The following is an 18,678-nucleotide window of genomic DNA, read 5'->3' on the forward strand; positions in this document are numbered from 1 at the left end:
GAAAGCCCTCGCTAGACTGCCCGCAATCGTTCACTTTTCAAGCGCCGAAACCGTTCAGAATTCGAGCGCCGTCGACACTGATCGAGCGTGTAGACCCGCTGGCATTCCCCGCAGTAGGCGCGCCTCTTCGGCCTCCCGGTCACGCTCGGATACCAGAACAGGTTCACCGGAGGCACGTCGCATCGTGGGCACGGGCGCGCCCGGGTGATCGCCGCCGGCAGATCCGCCACCGGCACGGATCTGGAGGGCGAGCGCTCACCGTGGCGGCGCCGGCGATCGCCCTCCCGGAGGCATTCTCGGCACAACTCGAACGGATCGCCGGTATGCGGTCCCGAGCGGCGGCGCTCCACCCGCACATCCTCGGCGGAGCGAATCGGGTGCCCCTTCCGACAGACACCCCGGCGGAGCAGCCCGCCCACGGTGGCCGGCGCGGCCCGTTCAACCTCGCTCACGCGCACACCGTAACCGACCCGGCGCCGGGTTGGCGAGGGCGATCGTGAGGGGCGAGCAGCGGGATCAACTGATTCGCGATTGTGCGGCGGTGTGGCCGGATGGGCGCGCGTTCCTGCCCACCGTCGAGATCATTCAGCTGATCCGCGAGGTGTTCCCCGATCGGTGGGGCGAGGATGCGCTGAGGCGACCACTCTCCCCGCAGTTGTTCGCCGCGATCCTCCGCCCGCTTCCCCGCGGCGCGGAGTCGGCTCGGTTCGATGATCGGATGGGGCGGTGGCGGAGCGCGCTCGATGCCCTGCTGCAAGATATGACGCCGGAAGCGCCGCGGCGCGCGCACGGTGCGCCCGAGCCCGCCGCTCTCCAGGGGGTGCTCCTCGGCTCCACGCTGATCGTGCAACTCCCCGAGCAAGCCGCACACGCGATCGCCGCGCGAGGATGCGCCTGGATCCTCCGCGATCCTCCGCCCGCACCTCGCGATCCGGCCCGTTTCGTTCCCGATCCTCCGACTCTTCGGGCGGATCCTCCCCCGATGCGGGTTCAGCTCGTGACACCGCCGGGCGCCCCCGGGAGGCTGATCGCATGACCAGCGCCACGATCTCCGACCTTATCGTCCCGCCCGCGGAATACCCCTATCCGGATTGGGCGCCGCCCGGCGATACGTTCCACGTTCCCGAGCACATCCGCGCCGACTACGCTGCGTGCCAGATCCCTCCGAATGCGGAAGCCGACTACTGGCGGAACGGGGCGGTTACCGTCGTGAGTATCCCGCATGAGGCCGCGATCGCCCGAGCCCAGCGCGCCGGGCGACTCCAGGGAGACCTCGTGACCGATCCTCGTGATCTCATGGTGCACGCGGATGATTCGGTGTCCTACCGGAGCGACCACAACGGGGCGAACGCGCGTTTCACCGTGACCGCGACGGTCAAGCTGGAAGGTCGGACCGGCTACCCCGAGTGGCTGCACCTCCGCCGGCTCGATCGCGCCCAGGCCGCGCTCGATGCACGCGCCGCCCAGGCGCGCTTGCGGGAGCAACACACCTGCGGAATCTGCGGAGTGTTCGACGCCGCCCCTCGTACTCTCACGCTCCCCGATCTCCCCGCCGCCCGAGTGTGCGGCGAGTGCGGTGAGTTGATCGCGCACCGTCACCGGGAGAGATTCACGATCAGCGGCAGACCGCGCGGCGATCTCGTGGACGCATGGCTGAACGCAACAGGAGGAGATCTCGCATGACCGGAAACTACGCGCCCTACATCATGCACGAGCACGTCGAGATTGGAAGCCGGCCCGCCGCATCCAGACCGGCTAGCGCCGCCGCCGTGCTTGCGAACATCCGCACGATGGAATTGAGCGATCAGCAGGCGGCGCTCGACGCCCGAGTGCAAGATCTGGAGACCGCGACCGCGCATAGCGGGATTGGGCAACGGCTCACCGGCGCCGGTCTAGAGCGCTACCGTAGAGCCCTCGCCGTGGGGATCGATGAGCAGTCAGCCCGATCCCTTGGGCTCGCCACCTCGCGCGGTACGAGCCGGCCCACCGGCAGTGCCGCTGAGACCTTCCAGGTCGCATCCGGGCGGCCGATCGTGTACTACCCAGGAGAGCGCCGCAGTTGGAGAGACCTCAACTAGCGGTACCTAGCGGGGTGCGAACCGGGCTATCCAGCCTCCTCGGTGCGTTTGCATACCCGGGTTTCAGCCTCCGACCTGCACGCACCCGGAGCGAGCGCGAAGCCTCGCGTGAACCGCGTGGATGAGTTGGAGCGGCGGTGCCCGGCGTGTGGCACGGTGCTCCGTGATCGTGTGACCGGGTTCGAGGTGTAAACACTCCGATCTCTGCCGTTACTGCGGGGAAAGATGTGATCGTCACCCCACCAGGGATCGTGCCGAAGGCGTCTTCCGCCACCCGTATGGTCCGGTCTAAACAGCTACCGAGATCTGTCGAGTATTCGGCGGCGTTTCAGTCACTCGGCGGGTCCGTCCCCGCGTCGTTCTGGACTCGTCCTTTGAGGATCGTGCCATGCGAGCGACGGGAGACGGCGTGGGTGTGATCGATGCCCAGAACTGCATCTCATCGACAAGCCGCTGAGACACAACACCAACTTTCGCGGCATGTTCGATGACACTATGGATCGGTTCCGGCTGATCGGAATAGCCTGGCGTGTCAAGGTCTACAAAGTACTTGAGGGAGGCTTGAAACCGGTGCGCGTCAAGCTCATCCCCTTCGAGGTGTACGGCCCACAACCCGTGGCCGATCATCACCGGGCCACCCACCAGATCTGCGGTGTCCACTCTTTGGGGCGGCGCCTCCTCAGTCTGGTAGAGCTGCTCGACCCGATCCGCCACGCGTGAGAGCGACGCGACAAGTTCCTCATCACTCCGACGCTCATCACGCCTGCCACGAACCACAACGGTGATACTGACTCCAAGCGTCAGAAGGCAGGCGACCACTAGAACGGCGCTGACAATCTCCATGATCACTCCGTGGTCTTTTCGGTAAGACGATCTAGCTTACGAGCATTTTCTTCGCTTATGGTCCGAATGATACTCACATCCTTCGATATCTGAAGCGCCTTCCCCAAGCTCTTCTCGATCCTATCCGTGGCGCTTCGGGCGATCTGGGACAGTGTCGGGTCCGGTGGAAAGACCTTCCGCATCAGCGGGGGGCCAAACGCTACGACGATCGCGGTCAACAGAGAAAGAGCCGCTGCGATGACGGGCGTCCAGTCCTGCTCTACGGCCTCAGCGGTAGCGGACCTAAGAATCTGCAGCAACATGCGCCCACCCCGGAACGATGATCGGAGAGTTGTTGGTCATGAGCCCGCTCACCTTGGTTCGGAGCTCAGTGAGGGACTCGATCAGGCCTTCCAGATCGCCAGGTGTGATCTGGAAGACGACGCTGCTATTTCCGTTTCCCACAGGATCATCGAAGCGAAGACGAGCGATCGCAAGCGGCACCACATGTGTAGCATCCTCAGGTTGTGCAACCACCCTGAGATCAACCGCGAAGATGTGGGACGTGAGGATAGGGAGGTACGCGTCTCGCTCGCTAAGTCCGTCAATCCGCGCAAGGTCATCAGGACCAGGTTGTAGTGCCCTCTCAAGGCGTGCCAACGCAGACGGCTCAGCGTCTGGCATCGCAGCACGGATATCCGCGATGACCTCGGCTGCACCCTCTCGGACTGCGGTCTCATACAGGATCCCCAAGGCGCGTTCGAGAACCTCGGTCCCGCTGGCCGTCGGCGGGGATGCGATCATCAAGTCGTAACCGCGTACCGCCTTCTCGAAGACGGCTTGGAACTGGTCATCCGGCAACGCCACGATCTTCGCAACCGTCCCACGGAATGACTCCACCTTGAAGAGCGACTCGACCCTACTCAATTGCGACCCCAGTGCATAGACCGCAACATAGCAGGTCGCCGTGAGCCGCGCGTAGCATGATCGGCGTCGCCGACCACTGGCGCCGTGACGACGGTGGCTACCCACCACTGTTGACCGCGATGCGCCCCCCTCCAGCCAGCCGGCGTACGTCGCCAGTTGCCGCCGCGCCGCGTGCATCATCGTGCATGATTGCCCTCCACAACCGGGCGCTCTCCGACGCAACCGGATGCACCCAATCGCCAACCAGCGTAGAGTTGAAGCGCTGGTCAGCGCGAAAATTTGGCGTCTTCAGCGACATGTCGGAGTAGCGTGGATGAGCTTCCCAAGCTGATAGCGCGGGTTCGATTCCCGTCATCCCCTCGATGCCCTGTCATGCCGCCGAAGGCGGTACGACGGGGCATTGTCGCGGATGCGCCGTCAGGTGACGGCGAGGTGGTCGGTGAGCGGGACCGACCCACTGTCGGTGATGTGCAGCATCGTCTCCAGGCGAACGCCGCCGGTGCCTGATTCGTACGCGCCGGGCTCGAGAAGGATCACCATGCCGGGCTCCAGCCTGGCGGGCTCACCGGGGATGATCCGGGGGTGTTCGTGAACCGATGTCCCGATGCTGTGGCCCGTGTGGTGGGGGTAGTCGTAGCCATGTTCGCGCAGGACCTTTCGGACGCTGCGGTCGATGTCCGCCACGGAGGCGCCGGGAACCGCCGTTTCGATGCCCGCCTGCAGCGCCGTCAAGACGAGTCGGCGCAGCCTCTGAATTTTCGGGGCGCCCCCACCGACGGTGAAGGTGTTGCAGGAGTCGGCCCAGTAGCCGTTGATGCGGGGCGCGAAGTCGAAGATCACCGGATCGTTCTCGACGATTCTCCGCGAGGTGGGCCAGCCGCCCACTCCTGCGGTTCGATCAGGGCCGGAGAGGAGATCTCCGGCGATGGCGACCCGTTCGCCTGCTTCAGCCTCGACCGCGCTGCGGACCAGGCTGAAGAGCTGGAGTTCGGTCATGCCGACCTCGGCGGCATCGACCGCCGTGTTCTGTCCGAGCGCGGCGTGTCGACCGCTCTCTGTGAGCAGCGTGAGCTCGCGGGGGGTTTTGATCATTCGTGCGCGCGCAAAGATCTGGGTCCCGTCTCGCGTGGGGATACTGCGGCGCCGCAGCAGATCATCGACGTGTGCGGGAAGGGAAGCGGGCTCCACGAGTGCGGGGCCGGGGCTCGGGCTCAGCAGGTCGATGGCTGCGCCGAGGGCTTCCAGGTAGTTCTGGTCGAGGTTCTCGGGGCCGTCGGCGCTGAAGCCCACGTAGTCGACGATGTCGTCGGCGAGGCTGGTACCGGGCGACTCGATGTTCGTCGTGATCAGCACGCAGCGGCCATCGTGTGAGACCAGCGCCGTGGCGGGGCCGCCGGCGAATGGCGAGCGACCGGTCTCGATGGCGACGGGTGCCGCGGTGACGTACCCCACCATCTCGGGACTTGTGAGCAAAGCCCACCCGCTGTCGTGCTCGCCGAGGAGCCGTCCCAATCGTGCGGCGGTATCACTGGTCATGGGGTGTCCTCATCGCAGAACGTTATCGGTGGCCGAGGTCAATGCGCTCAGATCATCGACGGTGGGGGTGCCTTCCCAGTCGCCCACTGTCGAGACGGCGATCGCGCCGACCCGGGTGGCCTGGGAAAGCCTGTCGAGGGGGGACATTCCGCCAAGGACTCCCGCGAGGTAGGCGCCGACGAATGCGTCGCCGGCCCCGACGGCATCCGTCACGGTGGCGGCGACGGCGGGGCGGTGGATCTCGCCGTCCGGCGTGAACAGGGTTGCGCCATGAGCGCCGTTCTTGATGATGACTTCGCTCACTCCGTGCCCGAAGAGATCCCCCGGTTCGTCAGCCACGAGGGCGAGCTCTTCGGGGCTGCCGAAGACGTAGTCCGCCTGCTGAGCGAGAACCTCGGCGAACCTCACTCCCGCACCTGCCAGGACGGTGAGCACTGCGGCCGTATGCGTCGAGTCCTGGTGACGGATGATCGCGAGCACGGGTGCCGCGGCGAGATCCTCCAGGATGCTCACGCCGGTGCGTCGCCGAAGTCGGGGATGGGCAGACGGACGCCGCCCTGCTTCGCCGACTCGTGCGCGATGATTCCCGGGACCGTGTACCGGGCGGCGACCCATGCGTTGACCGGTGGCAGTTCCCGGCGGGCCACCGCGGTGACGAAGTCGTTGACGAGGAACTGGTGGGAGCCCTCGTGACCGTTGTGCAGCCCGGCATACTGGCGGGGCAGCACGCTCGTGTCGTGGACCGGCGCGAATCCGCTGGTGAAGCTCTCGACGAGCGCGGCATCCACCCCGGTGCGCGAGCGGGGATCCGACTTCAGGGGAGCGTCGGATCGGCCCGCGGTCACTTCGGCTTTGACGTCCTCGTAGCCGTCGTGCGTCTGCCACACCACCGCGTCGGTCTGCTGCTCGAAGGCGGCGTCGGTGCCGTAGAGGCTGAGCCGCACCTCTGGGCGGTAGGGAGCGATGCCCACGCGGCGGAACTCGTTGATGCGCATGATGCCCCCGTCGGCGGTGGTGAACAGCGCTGTCTCGTTGCTGAAGTCGTTCTGCCACAGCGAGACGTTCTTGTCGAAAACCCCGTCGTCGACGGTGTCGACGAAGCCCAGGCAGGAGACGGAGGTGGCGTACGAGCCGGTGACCGCCAGCACGTTGCTGATGGAATGAGTGGGGTACAGCATCGGCGGGAAGCTGGCCGTGGCCTTCCAGTTCTCTCCACCGCTGAACTGGAAAGCCTTGTAGAAGCCGTCCGTCATGTCGTGCAGGTACTCTCCCTCGCCGTAGACGAACCGGCCGAACTTCCCTGCCCGCCACTGGTTGCGGCAGTACACCACAGCGGGATAGTAGTAGCTGGTCTCGCCCATCATGTAGGTGAGGCCGGTCTCCCGGACCAGGCGGAGGATCTCTTCGATCTCCGCCACCTCGATCGCCATCGGCACTGCCGAGTAGACGTGCTTACCGCGCTTGAGCGCTGCGATCGCCATCTGGCCGTGCATCCATCGCTGGGTGAAGATGGCGACGGCGTCGACGTCGGAGTCGAGCAGCTCGTTGAAGTCCGTGAACGCACGCTGGGCGCCGAAGTCGTTGCGGACCCGCTCGGCCCGCTCCCCCACGACGTCGCAGACGTACACCTCCGACACGTGGGGGTGCGACTGGAACAGATCCATGAACTCCGGCGCGAACTGGCCGAGTCCGACCACTCCAACCTTGAACTGCGACATGCGTGCTTTCACTTTCCTTTGCGATGAGACGTCACTCGGCAGCGCCGGGACGGTTTACTTGTAGAGGGCCGAGACTTCTTCGTCGAGGGCCGTCAGCGTGTCCGCCGGATCGGTGCCGTTCAGGAAGATGTTCTGCAGCGCGGCGCTGCCCGCCTGGCTGACCTGGGCGAACTTGAGCGCGACCGGCAGCGCAACCGGCGCGTCCGGGTCGGTGATGGTGTCCAGGATCGGCTGGAGGTCGACGCCCTTCTCTTCATACGCGGCGATCGCCTTGTCGGTGGACTCGGCAATGGCGGGGAAGACCACGCCGAACGTCGCTACCTTGTCCTGGCAAGCCGCCGATCCGAGGTACTTGACCCACTCCCACGCCTCATCTGGGTGCTTGGAGTTGGCGTTGATGGAGTCCGCCAGGCTGTTCGTGTAGCTGCGGAGCCCGTTCGGCCCTTCCGGAAGCTTCGACCATGCGATGTCGGCCTTGCCCTCCGAGAAGAGGCCGGCGTTCCAGCTGCCGTCAACGGCCAGGGCGATCGTCCCGGCATCGAAGAGCGCAGCAGTCGAGAGGCTGGAGTTGAGTGAGGCGGGCTGGATGTATCCGTCGTTCTGCATCTGCTGGAACCAGGCGATCGAGTCGATGACCGCTTCGTCGCCGAAGTGCCACTCCTCACCGAACGGGTTGGGGGACAGCAGCTCTGTGCCACCGGAGATCGCGAAGTTCCCCCAGCCGGTGTGGCCGGTGACGCTGTTGGGGTCCGAAGCCCTCAAGCCGTAACGCGTCACGTTCCCCTTGTCGAAGTCGGCATCCAAGCCGGTGTTCCCGTCGGCGTCGACGGCGAGCGCCTTGATGAGCTCCCCGAAGGAGCCTCCGTCGCTGGCGTTCCAATCGAGGTCGTTGAGGGTGGCCGGGTCGATGCCGGCCGCTTCGACGGCTGCCGTGTCGTAGGCGAGTCCCACGGCGTCGATGTCCTTCGGGAGGCCCCAGTACTTGTCGTCCATCTCCCAGTTCTGCAGGGTGACGGGAATGAAAGCGTCCAGGTCGACGTCGTCTTCCTCGATCAGCGGTGTCAGATCGACCAGCTGGCCCTGAGTGGCGTAGTCGGGGTAGTTGCTCGTGACGTTCGCGAACACGTCGGGGCCTGTGCCCGCGACGAAATCGGTAGAGAGTCCGGTCCAGTAGCTGCCCCAGTCGGACTGGGTGACGTTCACCTTGACGCCGGACTCCTTCTCGAAGTCGGCGGCACAGGCCTCGTAGGCAGGGACTTGGCTGGTGTCCCAGAGTGCATAGTTCAGGGTGACACCGTCGGCGTCACCGCCGCCGCCGGCGGAGGGGCTGCAGCCCGCGAGGGCGAGGACGCCGACCGTCGCAGCTGCGACGGCGACGGACGTGGACTTACGGATCATCTTCGACTCCTGGGTGTGATGGGTACTGCTGTGGTGGCTGGTTCGGGTACTGCGTTTTCGGATGGTGCGGTTGGGAGGGTGGGCAGTGTCAGCGCAGTCCGTTGAGCTGGATGGAGCCGACGAGTCGCTTGCCGATCAGGAGCAGGACGATGATCACCGGGACGACCGAGAGGGTGCTTGCGGCCATCAGCCCGGACCAGTCGATCTGGCTGCCCTGTGATTGGTCGCTGAAGATCGAGAGTGCGACGGTCAGTGGGCGCGCGTCGGGAGCCTTGGCGACCAGCAGCGGCCAGAGGAACTCCTGCCATTGGGTGACGCCGACGATGACGGCGAGGGTGATCATCGGGGGGATGCTGGTGGGGATGACGACGCGGGCGAAGGTGCCGAACACGCCGAGACCGTCCATCCGGGCGGCTTCTTCCAGTTGGGCCGGGTACCCGAGGAAGAACTGCCGCATGAAGAAGATCGCGAACGGCGACATGAGCAGGAACGGTGCGATCAGCCCGGCGTAGGTGTTGATCCAGCCGAGGTCCTTGATGAGGACGAAGTTGGGGATGGTGACCAGGATCGCGGGGATGAACATGCCGGCGAGGAACGCGACGAAGATCGCATTCCGGCCCCGGAAATGCACTCGTGCGAACACGTACCCGGCCGCCGTGCAGAAGATCACCTGGCCGATCACTGTCACGAAGGTGAACAGCAGCGAGTTGCCCAGGTACCGCATGAAGTCGATGCTCGCCACGCCGCCGGTCAAGGCCGCTTCCTCGGGGGTTGCGAAGCCGAGCACGCGCTTGAAGTTCAGCCACGTGAACTGCTCGGGGATCCATGCTCCGGGGTCGGCGAACAGGTCTGCGTTGAACGAGAACGCGGTCTTGAGCATCCACATCAGCGGCAGGACGGTGATTGCTGCGGCGACGGTCATGAAGATGATGCCGAAGAGGCGCCCCGGGGTGAGCCGGCGTCGTGTGCGTCGCATGTCAGAGTCCCTCGATCTCGGATTCGTTGGCGCGCCCGAACCGCAGCCCGACGTACGTCAGCAATCCGACGACGATCATGAACGACACGGCGATCGCCGACGCGTAGCCGAGATCGAAGTTCTCGAACGCGGTCTGGAAGATGTACGGGTAGAACGCCTCGGTGGCGTTGGCCGGGCCGCCCTTCGTGGTGACCTGGATGATGTCGAACACCTGCAGTGAGCCCACCACCGAGGTGATCAGCACGAATCCGATGATCGGGCGCAGCAGCGGCATGGTGATGGAGCGGAACATCCGCCACTCCCCAGCACCATCCAGCGCGGATGCCTCGTACAGCGACTTCGGGATCAGCTGCAGCCCGGCGAAGAACAGCAGTGCCACGTATCCGACGTAACGCCAGGTGTTCACCAGAGCCAGCGTGGGCATCGCCTGCGCCGCGGAGTCCAGGAACGGCTGCGCCGGGATGCCGATGCTCATCAGGAACTCGTTCACGATCCCGATGCTGGGATCAAGCATCCACTGCCACAGCAGTCCCACCGTCACGCCGGGGATCAGCCAGGGGATCAGCAGCAGCGCCCGAAGCCATGTCGACTGGGTCAGCCGGTCCAGCGCGACCGCGATCACCATCGCCAGCACCGTCTGCACGACGATGTTGATGACGACGTACTGCAGCGTCACCAGGATCGAGTTGCCCAGCTTGGCGTCGGTGAACATCGCCGCGTAGTTCTCCATGCCGATGAACCCGCCCGGATTCAGCAGGTTCGAATCGGTGAGGCTGTAGTAGATCGACCGCACCGAGGGAGCCAGATAGAACACGGCGAACCCGAGGGCCGCCGGCGCCAGAAGCAGGATGACGGCCGTCTTGTCCGCACGAGAGAAGAACGTCCTCTGCTGCTCCGCTGAGGGCACCGCAACCTTCCGCGGCTTCCGCAGCGGAGCGGCTATGGCACGCGTTGTCGTTTGCATCGTCATTGGTGCGTCTCCACTCGATAATCTGATCATACTACTAACTTTGTGGCACAGTACAACTTTCTTCACCGGGATACCGGCTTCAGTGGGCTGTGGAGTCCACGGCCTCTTGGACGTCGAGTGCCGCGGCGGCGAGCAGGGTGAGCATCGCGCGCCGAGCGCGTTCCGGGTCCGAGGCCTGCACCGCTTCGGCCACGTCGCGGTGCATCTGGAGAGATCGCTCGATGGAGATCGAGGTGGAGTGCACGAACTGGTCGCGAGCGGTCAGGCCGATGCCGATGAGCAGGCTCAGCTGTTCGATGAGCTCGTTGTGCGTGGCCGCAAGCAGGCCCACGTGGAACCGCTCGTCGTGCACGGCGATATCGGCGCCGGGCGCTCCCATTGCATCCAGGGCCTCGAACAGATTCCGTAGGTCCTCAGGCGTACGCCGCCGCGCGGCCAGCTCCGCCGCGCTCGGCTCCACCATGGCTCGGACCTCCTCGAGTTTCTGCAGCATCGCCGCATCGGTCACCCGGCTGAACTGCCAGCGCAGCACATCCGGGTCCAGCAGATTCCAGCTCTCACGATCCCGTACGAAGGTGCCGTGCCCCGGCCTGGCCCCGATCAGTCCCTTGCCGGCCAGCACCTTGATCGCCTCACGGACGACCGTCCGGCTCACCTCGTAGTTGGCGGCGATCTGCTCGGGGTCGAGGATCTCGCCGACCTTCAGCTCGCCGCCGATGATGCGGGAACCGAACTCGTCGACGACACGGCCATGAAGACCTCGGTCGGGATAACGCTTCATCGGATTCCGCCTTCATCTGGTGGGTGATCGTAGCCGCCGGGCGACGTGGAGATGTGCAGATCCCATTCAAGCCTCCCGGACGCCGGTACTTCAGCAGCGGAGCGGGCGCGCTGCGCCGCCGCGATGTCGGGATTGGCGCCGAGCATCGGCTCGATGCCGATCGACCGATACGCCGGACCGCCGTCCCAGCTGTACCCCTCGAGGTTGCGCCAGAAGCCGAAGCCGTGTGGTTGCCCGGCCACCACCAGACGCAGACCGAGACAATGGCCGGCGTAGTGGAGCTCGATCTGATCGAGGCCGGGAAGCAGGAAGAACGCCGCGGTGCCGTCGTTGACCGACACATCCGATATGTCTGTCCCATGAACGAGCGGCCAGTCCTGCCGGCGCTCCGGATTCTGGAACCCCCGCGGCCAATGGACCGTCGGCCAGCCCCCCGGCACGAGAAGCCGAAGCTCTGTCGGCGCCACGACGAGGGCGTGCAGTGCCCAGACGAATCGGTATCCCGGCTCAGCCGTCACCTCGTAGTGGAGGGTGTGCGTGTCTCCCTCTCGTGAGATGTGCCTCGTGATGGTGGCATCGGGCAGCCGGCATCTCAGTCCCGTGGCGCCTTCGAGTTCCCATTCCCGCCGCCACACCGCTCCGTGGTCGGGGTCGCCCGCGATCGTCGGAAAGCACTCCTCGGCTCCTCCGGCGTCGACGAACGCCTCGCCGGGGTTCTGCCGCCGCGCATCCGGCCGGCTCCAGAGCCATTCGAAACCGGATGCATCGGTGAGGCTGGTGAGCCGAGCGCCGTTGCGGATGTCGATCTGCATCGCGGCCACGGACTAGAGCGAGTCCTTGGTGATGGACCATCCGCCGTCCGCGACCACGCTGGCGCCGGTGATGAACGATGCGTCGTCGGAGGCGAGGAAGGCGACCACCGCGGCGATCTCATCCGGAGTGCCCATGCGGCCGAGCACAGTCGCGCCCGCCGCGCGGCTGAGATCCTCGTCCGGATCGAAGGCTGCTGTGGCGACCGGGCCGGGCAGCACGCAGTTCACTCGCACGCGGGGCGCGTACTGGACGGCGAGTTGACGGCAGAGCGCCGTGATCGCGCCCTTGGACGCCGCATAGGCGCTGTACCCGGGCAGCCCGAACATCGCATGAACGCTCGAGGTCGCGATCAGGGCGCCCCGCTGCGCGGTCAGGTCGTCGGCGAAGGTGCGCGCGGCGAGATAGAGGCTTCCGACGTTGACGTCCAGGACGTGACTCCAGTCTTGGCCCGACAGATCGCGCGGTTCTCCCTCGATATGCCGGTATGCGTTCGAGTGCACGATGTCGACGGGCCCGAAGCTGCCGTGGGCCAGCTCCCGCGCTTCCTCCCATGTCAGCGGGTCGGCGACGTCGCCCGCCAGGAAGAGGGCGCTTCCGGTGGATGCCGCGTTCAGCGCGGCGGCGCGGGACTGCCCGCCGTCGCGGTCGATGTCGACCAGGACCACCCGCGCGCCCTCGCTCACGAAGCGAGCGGCGGTGGCGGCGCCGATCCCGCTCGCCGCCCCGGTGACGATGGCGGTCTTGCCGGTGAATCTCACGCGCGGGCACCTTCCTGCGACCACTGAGCATGCTCGATCACGGCGAGGACGGCCGGGCCCTGGCCCCAGGGGACCGTGAATCCACGCGGTACGTGATCGTAGTGGCCGATGGATGTGCTCGCCCAGACAGCGGCGGATACTCCCTCCAAGGTACCGTCGGCACCCATGCTCGACACCGTGGCAGCGAACGAGCGTTCCAGAGCCTCGCCGACCTCCTCGGCCGGGATCACGTCGAGGCGGACCGCGCGGGCGAATCCTGCGACCATGAAGGCCGCGGTAGACGTCTCCACCCCGCCTTCGCGCCGCTGCGCCACGGCATCCCAGTGACCGTCCGGCCGCTGCGCCCGGACCATGGCCTGGATCAGACGGCGGGCGCTCGCGGCCAGCTCGCTCCGGTCATCGCCGTCGGGCAGGTCCTCGATCACTTCGAGCAGTCCGAGCAGGGCCCACCCCTGCCCCCGCGCCCAGCCCAGGATGTGGGCGGGGCCGGTGCGCTCGAGGACGAAGTGGTGGAAGAGGCCGCTCTCGGCATCCTGAAGCAGTCGGATGTATCCCCGCGCCTGCGCGACGGCTTCGTCGAGCCAGCGCGAGTCTCCGGTCATCCGGGAGAGCCCCGCGAAGAAGGGAGGGTCGAAGTGGAGGCAGTCCACGAACACCCCCGGACCCGGGTCTGCCAGCAGCTCCCGCTCCCAGTCCGCGAGCGGGACGGGCCCATAGCTGTCACGCAGAGGGGACCGAGTCCAGGTCTGATACACGCCGTCGATCGTGGGGCGCTCCGTCAGGTAGACCCCGAGCGCCACCAGGTGACGCCGAAGCAGATCATCGCCGGTCTCCTCGACGATCCGGCACATGGCAGCACCGGCCGCGGTGCAGTCGAGGGGCCGGAATTCCGGACGCGCAGCGGCCCACCCGCGGGAGAACCCATGGGCGAAGTCGCGGTACCTCGCATCACCGAGCGCCTCTGATGCGGCCACCATGGCCTCGAATGCGATGGAGTCCCCGAAATGCCACGCTTCGAAAGGCAGCGTCAGCAGGGCGTCGGCCGCGGTGCGAAGACGTTCCGTCATCCTCAATCTCCCGTGAAGCGGGGGGCGCGCTTCTCTGCGAAGGCAGCGCGGCCCTCAGCCGCATCGTTGCTGCGCATCTCGTAGCTGAAGAGATCGTTCTCGTACGCCAGACCCACCTCGACCGAGCTCGACTGCGCCACCCGCACCAGCTTCTTGACCGCTTCGACAGGGATCGGCGAGTGACCGGCGATCCTCTGCGCGAGAGACCGGGCGGCTGCCAGCATCCCTTCCCTGTCGTCATAGAGATGGTTGAGCAGACCGATCCGGTCCGCATGGGCGGCGTCGAATCGATCACCGGTGAGAAGAAGCTCGCTCGCGAACCCTGGCCCGACGATCCGCGTGAGGAACTGCGTCGCCCCCGATCCGCCATGCCATCCCCAGTTGATCTCTCCCGCCGAGAAGGTGGATGCCGTGGTCGCAAGGCGCAGGTCGGACGCACACGCCATCTCGAGCCCGCCGCCGATGCAGTACCCGTGGATCGCGGCGATCACGGGCTTGCGGATCTTAAAGATGCCGATCGCGTAGTCCAGGTTGCGGTCGAACCGGTTGCGGTACTGCCAGCTGGTCCCGTAGCCCTCGAGGTCCTTCAGATCGCTCCCGGCGCAGAACGCACGCTCCCCCGCACCGGTCAGGATGACCACCCGGACGGCGTCGTCGCTGTTGATCTCGAACACGAGACGGTTGAGTTCTCTGTCCATGGCCACCGACATGGCGTTCAGCTTCTCCGGCTTGTTCAACGTGATCGTCGCCACGCCGTCCACGGCGTCGTACAGGATGCCCGGCTGCCCGTCGCTCATGCGGTCACCGCAGGCACCGAGGCGGAACGGACGACCCCGTCATCCACGAGCTTCTGAGTGCGCTCTGGGGAGTAGCCCAGGATGTCGGTCAGGATCTCCTGGCTGTGCTCGCCCAGCAGGGGCGGGGGCGAGTCGACCGAGTCGGTCTCGCCCGAGAGCCTGATCGGCGACTTGATGGTGCGGATGGTCCCTGCCTCGGGGTGGACCACCTCGGTGATGAGACCGCGAGCGGTCACCTGCGCGTCCGTCTCGAGGTCGCTGTAGTCGTACACCGGTCCTGTCCAGATGTTGAAGACGTCGAAGTGCTCGATCCACTCCTGGGTGGTGCGCGTCGTCAGGATGGGTCGGAGGATGCGGTAGATCTCATCCGCGTGCTCCAGGCCCTCCTCGTACGACATGCCGATCAGTCGCTCACTGCCGATCGCGTGGCCGAGCACGTCGATGGGGCACATCGCCATGGTGAGCCAGCCGTCGCTCGTCCGGTGCACCCCGTACGGGGCAGGGATCCACGCGTGCGCGCTCGGCTCGGCGCCACGCTGTGGCTTGAGACCGGTGTTGAGATAGGTCACCAGCTCTTGAATCTGCGCGTCGAGGACGACCGACAGCATGTCGACCTCGACGTGCTGGCCTTCACCGGTCCTGCCGCGGGCGGCGAGGGCAGCCAGGATGCCGATGACGGCCTGGTGCCCGGTCATGGCGTCGATGGCGGGAATGCCGCCCGGCTGCGGCGGGTCCTCCGCGCTCCCGACGAACCACATCGACGCGGAGTACCCCTGCATCACGAGGTCCTGGCCCGGCCGGCCGGCGCCCGGGCCATCGGCCCCGTAGCCGGAGATGGAGCAGTAGATGAGCTGGGGGTTGATGGCGTGCAGTGTGTCATAGTCGATGCCGAGGCGATCCACGGTCCCGACGCGGAAGTTCTGGATGAGCACGTCGGACTCGCGCACGAGGTCGTAGAACAGCTCCTTGCCGTCGGCGCTCTTGAGGTCCAGCGCGAGCGAGCGCTTGTTGCGGTTCAGCGCCAGGAACGTCGTCATGTGCCCGTTGAGATTGACCCCGGCATAACCATGCGTGCGGTTGAACTCCCCCGAGGCGGGCGGTTCGATCTTGATCACGTCAGCGCCGAGATCGCCGAGGCGCATTCCCGCCATGGGACCCGCGAGCATCTGCGTCGCATCCAGTACTCGCAGACCTGCAAGTGCATCCATCATCCGACCTACTTTCCTGACGACGAGCTGTCGCGTAAATATGATTAAAGTATAAACCGCAAATCTCGCGCGTCAAGGTCAGCACTGTCCGGGTCGCAACGCCGCGCATCGGCACCCTCCGTCATCAGGCGTTAGTGTCAGGCATGGAGATACGGGACCGCATCCTCCGCGAAACGAAGCGCCTCACGCTCGAACTCGGGGTCGTCCCTTCCCTGAACACGGTGGCTGCGGCAGCAGAGGTCTCGAAGGGCGGCCTCATGCATCACTTCCCTACACGCGTCGCCCTGCTGGACGGACTGGCCATGGAAGCCCTCACCGAGATCGACCAGGCGATGCGAGACGCCGCGGCCGCCGGGAACGCGGTGGAAACGTGGCTGGCCGTGTCGGTGCCCGAAGGCGAGGACATCGCCTTGTTCCGGTCCATGGCGGTGGCTCACCGCGCGCTCGGGGAGCACGGCCTCACGGTGATGGACGCCGCCATCGAAGCGACCAAGAGGTGGGAAGGCTACCTCGCTGCCGAGCTCAGCGACCCCGCGCTCGCCCACGTGATCCGTCTCGTCGGAGACGGTCTGATGCTCAACGCCGCGACGGGGCTGGAAGTGCCCACACGCGCCGACACTGAGTCGCTCACCGCATCGTTCAGGCGCTGGGCCGCGGGCAGCACGGGCCCTGCGTGACCACGAGCACGCCCCCGATCAACAGCGCGACGGGCGCGCCCAAGACGTATCGCCCCGACGGGGTTCGCTCACCCTCGCGCCGAGCGAGGATCCCGACTGAGCAGCACGACTTCGCGGAGCCCGAGGAACAGCGGGAAGGTGAACGCGATCGCGACCGCGAACGACAGCGGTATGAGCAGGGCGGCGACCACGATCAGCCAGGTCCGTCTCAACCGGACGGCCTCGACCACGAAGAAGATGCAGGCGACCAGCGCGACCACGATGACGTCGACGGCGAGCGAGGTGGATGCCGCGTTGACGAACCACCCGTCCAGGTAGGACGGCACCTCGTCAGTCGGAACGAACGCCAGGTTGTACGACCAGGTGCCGATCGCGCCGATGGCGGCCGCGCTGAAGTAGAGCACGGCGAGCAGGATCCGTGCGATCCGGCGTCCGCGCGAGGGGCGTGTGTCCGGGGCACCGACCGCCGCCGCGCTCATCGACGCGCCTCCGCTGCGAGACGGTTCCGACCGGCCAGCACGACCACCGCGGCGGCCAAGAATGCCGTCGCCAGCAGGGCGAGCCCCGCAGCGAGGGTCTCGGCGCCCGGTGCCACGATGGACTCGCCGCGCGTCGCCTGCCAGGTCACCAGAGCCATGAAGCCGGCGTACGCCGCCGCCGCGACCCACACCAGCCCCGTCCGCACCCGGACGTCGCGAAGCACGGTCACCCGGCGGGAGAGCAGCTCCAGGGCGATCAGGACCAGGGGAATCGCCTGCAGGGCGTGCATTCCGACGAAGTGAGGAATCCGCAGATCGCCCCCGACGGTGCTCCAGCCGAGGATGGGCAGGCCCGCTCCGCCATCGGGTAGCCCGACGGTGTGCGCGCCGACGACGCCCTGGGGGTCGGCCAGCTGCGCCGACGTCGGACCGGTCATCAGGTACCCGAGCCCGAGACCCACCAGGGACAGGACGGCTCCCGTGCGGATTGCGACGGTGCGAGCCGAGTCACCGAGCCGGCTGAAGAACAGCAGGAGCGCTGCGACGAAGGTCGCGAGCCACAGCACGCTGATGGCGGCGGCCATCACTGTCCAAGCGAAGGCGTTCAGCGGCGTGGAAACGTTGAAGTGACTTGTCGTGCCCACTGCGGCGGCACCGACGATCACGATCATCTCGACGATCAAGCTGATCACGATCACCGTGCCGGCGACCCATGCGACGCGACGGAAGCGCTGCAGCTGCCCGATGAGCCACGACCACGTCACGGCGTAGAGGACGATCGACAGCGAGAACTTCAACGGCTTGTCCCACTGATTCAGCCCCGTCACCTCCACCGGATCGATGAATCGGGCTACCAGGGCGAACGCTGAGACGAGCGCCATCAGCGCCGCAAGGGCGAGCAGCGGGCGGTGCCATCGTACCGGTTGGGGCGGCGTGAGCAGGGTTCGAGACGGGGAATCGAGCGTGGCGGTCACGAGTGGGTCTCCTTGGCTGATGGATCGGGCGATGGTTGGTCTTCGCCCGACGGTGAGATGTACCGGGAGGAGGAAAGGTCTTCTTGAGCCGAACGACGCAGTCCGGCCAGCAGAGTGTCGCCCAGCACGGTCCCGAGAACGACCGTCTCGGCCTTCTCGGCGCGCGTCTGGCGCGTGTCGAGGAGATCGAGGTCGGCTTCGGCGATGAGCCTCGCGGCCTCCGCGTAGCGCTCGTACCAACGCACGGCGTTGCGCTGGCCCGAGGCCTCGAAGGCCGCGATCGACGCAGCGGCGAGCATCTGACCCGGGCCGCGTGGGTCGGTGTGCCATCCCGCGGTGATCGTCTGCACCACGGCGATCGCTTCCGGGGTGACGTTGTCGGCATCCACGGACGAGCTCGCCGCGCGCTGGGCGACTCCGAAGATGTCCACCAGGAAGCGGTCGGACTCCACCGCGGCGACCACCTCGCGCGCCGCGGCCACACTGAGCCCGCCGACGCGGAGCAGACCGTGCACCAGCTTCAGCCGGCGAAGGTGCTCGTCGCCGTAGTCGGCCTGGTTCGGACTCGACTTCTCGCCCTGCGGAAGCAGGCCCTCGCGAAGGTACATCTTGATGGTGGCGAGCGGGATGCCCGTGGCGTCGCTGAGCTGCGAAATCTTCACGAGGTGCTCCGCGGCGGTGATGCCCAAGTCATGGCCA

Annotated in this window: 21 protein-coding genes; 5 read left to right on the top strand and 16 right to left on the bottom strand. The window is 66.5% G+C overall.

The features are described 5' to 3' along the window. The first annotated feature begins 541 nt into the window (after window positions 1–541). The 4 genes from ACLQ2Q_RS20710 to ACLQ2Q_RS20725 all read left to right on the top strand — a co-directional run bounded on the left by ACLQ2Q_RS20710 (window position 542) and on the right by ACLQ2Q_RS20725 (window position 2,798). The gene (locus tag ACLQ2Q_RS20710; protein ID WP_425823477.1) at window positions 542–1,036 is read left to right on the top strand and encodes a hypothetical protein; all 495 of its coding nucleotides are present in this window, start codon (window positions 542–544) and stop codon (window positions 1,034–1,036) included. Further along, window positions 1,033–1,683, top strand: a complete 651-nt coding sequence (locus ACLQ2Q_RS20715; RefSeq protein WP_425823479.1) for a hypothetical protein — start codon at window positions 1,033–1,035, stop codon at window positions 1,681–1,683. The genes ACLQ2Q_RS20710 and ACLQ2Q_RS20715 overlap by 4 nt, the downstream gene beginning before the upstream one ends. Further along, on the top strand, window positions 1,680–2,078 hold the full coding sequence (locus ACLQ2Q_RS20720; protein ID WP_425823481.1) for a hypothetical protein: 399 nt from the start codon (window positions 1,680–1,682) through the stop codon (window positions 2,076–2,078). The genes ACLQ2Q_RS20715 and ACLQ2Q_RS20720 overlap by 4 nt, the downstream gene beginning before the upstream one ends. 480 nt (window positions 2,079–2,558) lie before the next feature. Then, window positions 2,559–2,798 carry a hypothetical protein gene (locus ACLQ2Q_RS20725; RefSeq protein ID WP_425823483.1) on the top strand — a complete coding sequence of 80 codons (240 nt, stop codon included), beginning with the start codon at window positions 2,559–2,561 and terminating at the stop codon, window positions 2,796–2,798. Window positions 2,799–3,203: 405 nt separating this feature from the next. On the opposite strand, the gene ACLQ2Q_RS20730 is transcribed toward ACLQ2Q_RS20725, so the two are convergent. The 13 genes from ACLQ2Q_RS20730 to ACLQ2Q_RS20790 form a co-directional block, all read right to left on the bottom strand. Next, window positions 3,204–3,827, bottom strand: coding sequence for a hypothetical protein (locus ACLQ2Q_RS20730; protein WP_425823485.1), 624 nt, complete (start codon window positions 3,825–3,827; stop codon window positions 3,204–3,206). Window positions 3,828–4,244: 417 nt separating this feature from the next. Continuing rightward, the gene (locus ACLQ2Q_RS20735; protein ID WP_425823487.1) at window positions 4,245–5,363 is read right to left on the bottom strand and encodes a M24 family metallopeptidase; all 1,119 of its coding nucleotides are present in this window, start codon (window positions 5,361–5,363) and stop codon (window positions 4,245–4,247) included. A 9-nt stretch (window positions 5,364–5,372) separates the two neighbouring features. Next, window positions 5,373–5,876 carry a carbohydrate kinase family protein gene (locus ACLQ2Q_RS20740; RefSeq protein ID WP_425823489.1) on the bottom strand — a complete coding sequence of 168 codons (504 nt, stop codon included), beginning with the start codon at window positions 5,874–5,876 and terminating at the stop codon, window positions 5,373–5,375. Continuing rightward, on the bottom strand, window positions 5,873–7,081 hold the full coding sequence (locus ACLQ2Q_RS20745) for a Gfo/Idh/MocA family protein (RefSeq protein ID WP_425823491.1): 1,209 nt from the start codon (window positions 7,079–7,081) through the stop codon (window positions 5,873–5,875). Before ACLQ2Q_RS20745 ends, ACLQ2Q_RS20740 begins: the two co-directional genes overlap by 4 nt. 54 nt (window positions 7,082–7,135) lie before the next feature. After that, window positions 7,136–8,479, bottom strand: coding sequence for an ABC transporter substrate-binding protein (locus ACLQ2Q_RS20750; protein ID WP_425823493.1), 1,344 nt, complete (start codon window positions 8,477–8,479; stop codon window positions 7,136–7,138). 88 nt (window positions 8,480–8,567) lie between these two features. Further along, a complete protein-coding gene (locus tag ACLQ2Q_RS20755; protein WP_425823495.1) occupies window positions 8,568–9,455 on the bottom strand; it encodes a carbohydrate ABC transporter permease in 888 nt (295 codons plus the stop codon). 1 nt (window position 9,456) lies between these two features. After that, window positions 9,457–10,362, bottom strand: coding sequence for a carbohydrate ABC transporter permease (locus ACLQ2Q_RS20760; protein ID WP_425823497.1), 906 nt, complete (start codon window positions 10,360–10,362; stop codon window positions 9,457–9,459). A 142-nt stretch (window positions 10,363–10,504) separates the two neighbouring features. After that, the gene (locus ACLQ2Q_RS20765; RefSeq protein ID WP_425823499.1) at window positions 10,505–11,206 is read right to left on the bottom strand and encodes a FadR/GntR family transcriptional regulator; all 702 of its coding nucleotides are present in this window, start codon (window positions 11,204–11,206) and stop codon (window positions 10,505–10,507) included. Then, window positions 11,203–12,027, bottom strand: coding sequence for a hypothetical protein (locus ACLQ2Q_RS20770; RefSeq protein WP_425823501.1), 825 nt, complete (start codon window positions 12,025–12,027; stop codon window positions 11,203–11,205). The genes ACLQ2Q_RS20765 and ACLQ2Q_RS20770 overlap by 4 nt, the downstream gene beginning before the upstream one ends. Window positions 12,028–12,030: 3 nt before the next feature. Next, entirely contained in the window at window positions 12,031–12,777 is a 747-nt protein-coding gene (locus ACLQ2Q_RS20775; RefSeq protein ID WP_425823503.1) for an SDR family NAD(P)-dependent oxidoreductase, read from the bottom strand. Continuing rightward, complete coding sequence (locus ACLQ2Q_RS20780) at window positions 12,774–13,844, bottom strand: glycoside hydrolase family 88 protein (RefSeq protein WP_425823505.1); 1,071 nt, start codon at window positions 13,842–13,844, stop codon at window positions 12,774–12,776. Before ACLQ2Q_RS20780 ends, ACLQ2Q_RS20775 begins: the two co-directional genes overlap by 4 nt. Before the next feature lie 2 nt (window positions 13,845–13,846). After that, window positions 13,847–14,641, bottom strand: coding sequence for an enoyl-CoA hydratase/isomerase family protein (locus ACLQ2Q_RS20785; protein WP_425823507.1), 795 nt, complete (start codon window positions 14,639–14,641; stop codon window positions 13,847–13,849). Further along, a complete protein-coding gene (locus ACLQ2Q_RS20790) occupies window positions 14,638–15,852 on the bottom strand; it encodes a CaiB/BaiF CoA transferase family protein (protein WP_425823509.1) in 1,215 nt (404 codons plus the stop codon). The genes ACLQ2Q_RS20785 and ACLQ2Q_RS20790 overlap by 4 nt, the downstream gene beginning before the upstream one ends. Window positions 15,853–15,992: 140 nt before the next feature. On the opposite strand from ACLQ2Q_RS20790, the gene ACLQ2Q_RS20795 reads away from it, so the two are divergent. Further along, entirely contained in the window at window positions 15,993–16,526 is a 534-nt protein-coding gene (locus tag ACLQ2Q_RS20795) for a TetR/AcrR family transcriptional regulator (protein ID WP_425823511.1), read from the top strand. Window positions 16,527–16,594: 68 nt separating this feature from the next. Here the strand turns inward: ACLQ2Q_RS20795 and ACLQ2Q_RS20800 are convergent, their stop codons facing one another. The 3 genes from ACLQ2Q_RS20800 to ACLQ2Q_RS20810 are packed head-to-tail and all read right to left on the bottom strand — an operon-like array spanning window position 16,595 to window position 18,641. Beyond that, complete coding sequence (locus ACLQ2Q_RS20800) at window positions 16,595–17,005, bottom strand: DUF2834 domain-containing protein (protein ID WP_425823513.1); 411 nt, start codon at window positions 17,003–17,005, stop codon at window positions 16,595–16,597. Next, complete coding sequence (locus tag ACLQ2Q_RS20805; RefSeq protein ID WP_425823515.1) at window positions 17,002–17,979, bottom strand: hypothetical protein; 978 nt, start codon at window positions 17,977–17,979, stop codon at window positions 17,002–17,004. Before ACLQ2Q_RS20805 ends, ACLQ2Q_RS20800 begins: the two co-directional genes overlap by 4 nt. Then, window positions 17,976–18,641 (bottom strand): MerR family transcriptional regulator, encoded by a 666-nt coding sequence (locus tag ACLQ2Q_RS20810; RefSeq protein ID WP_425823517.1) that lies wholly within the window; start codon window positions 18,639–18,641, stop codon window positions 17,976–17,978. The genes ACLQ2Q_RS20805 and ACLQ2Q_RS20810 overlap by 4 nt, the downstream gene beginning before the upstream one ends. Window positions 18,642–18,678: the final 37 nt, after the last annotated feature.

The sequence above is a fragment of the Microbacterium sp. DT81.1 genome (genome assembly GCF_049844955.1).
Lineage (GTDB): Bacteria > Actinomycetota > Actinomycetes > Actinomycetales > Microbacteriaceae > Microbacterium.

Coding starts and splice junctions, on each gene's coding strand:
- ACLQ2Q_RS20725 (WP_425823483.1), top strand. CDS start 2,559: ATGTTCGATGACACTATGGATCGGTTCCGGCTGATCGGAATAGCCTGG.
- ACLQ2Q_RS20800 (WP_425823513.1), bottom strand. CDS start 17,005: ATGAGCGCGGCGGCGGTCGGTGCCCCGGACACACGCCCCTCGCGCGGA.
- ACLQ2Q_RS20745 (WP_425823491.1), bottom strand. CDS start 7,081: ATGTCGCAGTTCAAGGTTGGAGTGGTCGGACTCGGCCAGTTCGCGCCG.
- ACLQ2Q_RS20750 (WP_425823493.1), bottom strand. CDS start 8,479: ATGATCCGTAAGTCCACGTCCGTCGCCGTCGCAGCTGCGACGGTCGGC.
- ACLQ2Q_RS20755 (WP_425823495.1), bottom strand. CDS start 9,455: ATGCGACGCACACGACGCCGGCTCACCCCGGGGCGCCTCTTCGGCATC.
- ACLQ2Q_RS20735 (WP_425823487.1), bottom strand. CDS start 5,363: ATGACCAGTGATACCGCCGCACGATTGGGACGGCTCCTCGGCGAGCAC.
- ACLQ2Q_RS20720 (WP_425823481.1), top strand. CDS start 1,680: ATGACCGGAAACTACGCGCCCTACATCATGCACGAGCACGTCGAGATT.
- ACLQ2Q_RS20795 (WP_425823511.1), top strand. CDS start 15,993: ATGGAGATACGGGACCGCATCCTCCGCGAAACGAAGCGCCTCACGCTC.
- ACLQ2Q_RS20715 (WP_425823479.1), top strand. CDS start 1,033: ATGACCAGCGCCACGATCTCCGACCTTATCGTCCCGCCCGCGGAATAC.
- ACLQ2Q_RS20765 (WP_425823499.1), bottom strand. CDS start 11,206: ATGAAGCGTTATCCCGACCGAGGTCTTCATGGCCGTGTCGTCGACGAG.
- ACLQ2Q_RS20790 (WP_425823509.1), bottom strand. CDS start 15,852: ATGATGGATGCACTTGCAGGTCTGCGAGTACTGGATGCGACGCAGATG.
- ACLQ2Q_RS20785 (WP_425823507.1), bottom strand. CDS start 14,641: ATGAGCGACGGGCAGCCGGGCATCCTGTACGACGCCGTGGACGGCGTG.
- ACLQ2Q_RS20780 (WP_425823505.1), bottom strand. CDS start 13,844: ATGACGGAACGTCTTCGCACCGCGGCCGACGCCCTGCTGACGCTGCCT.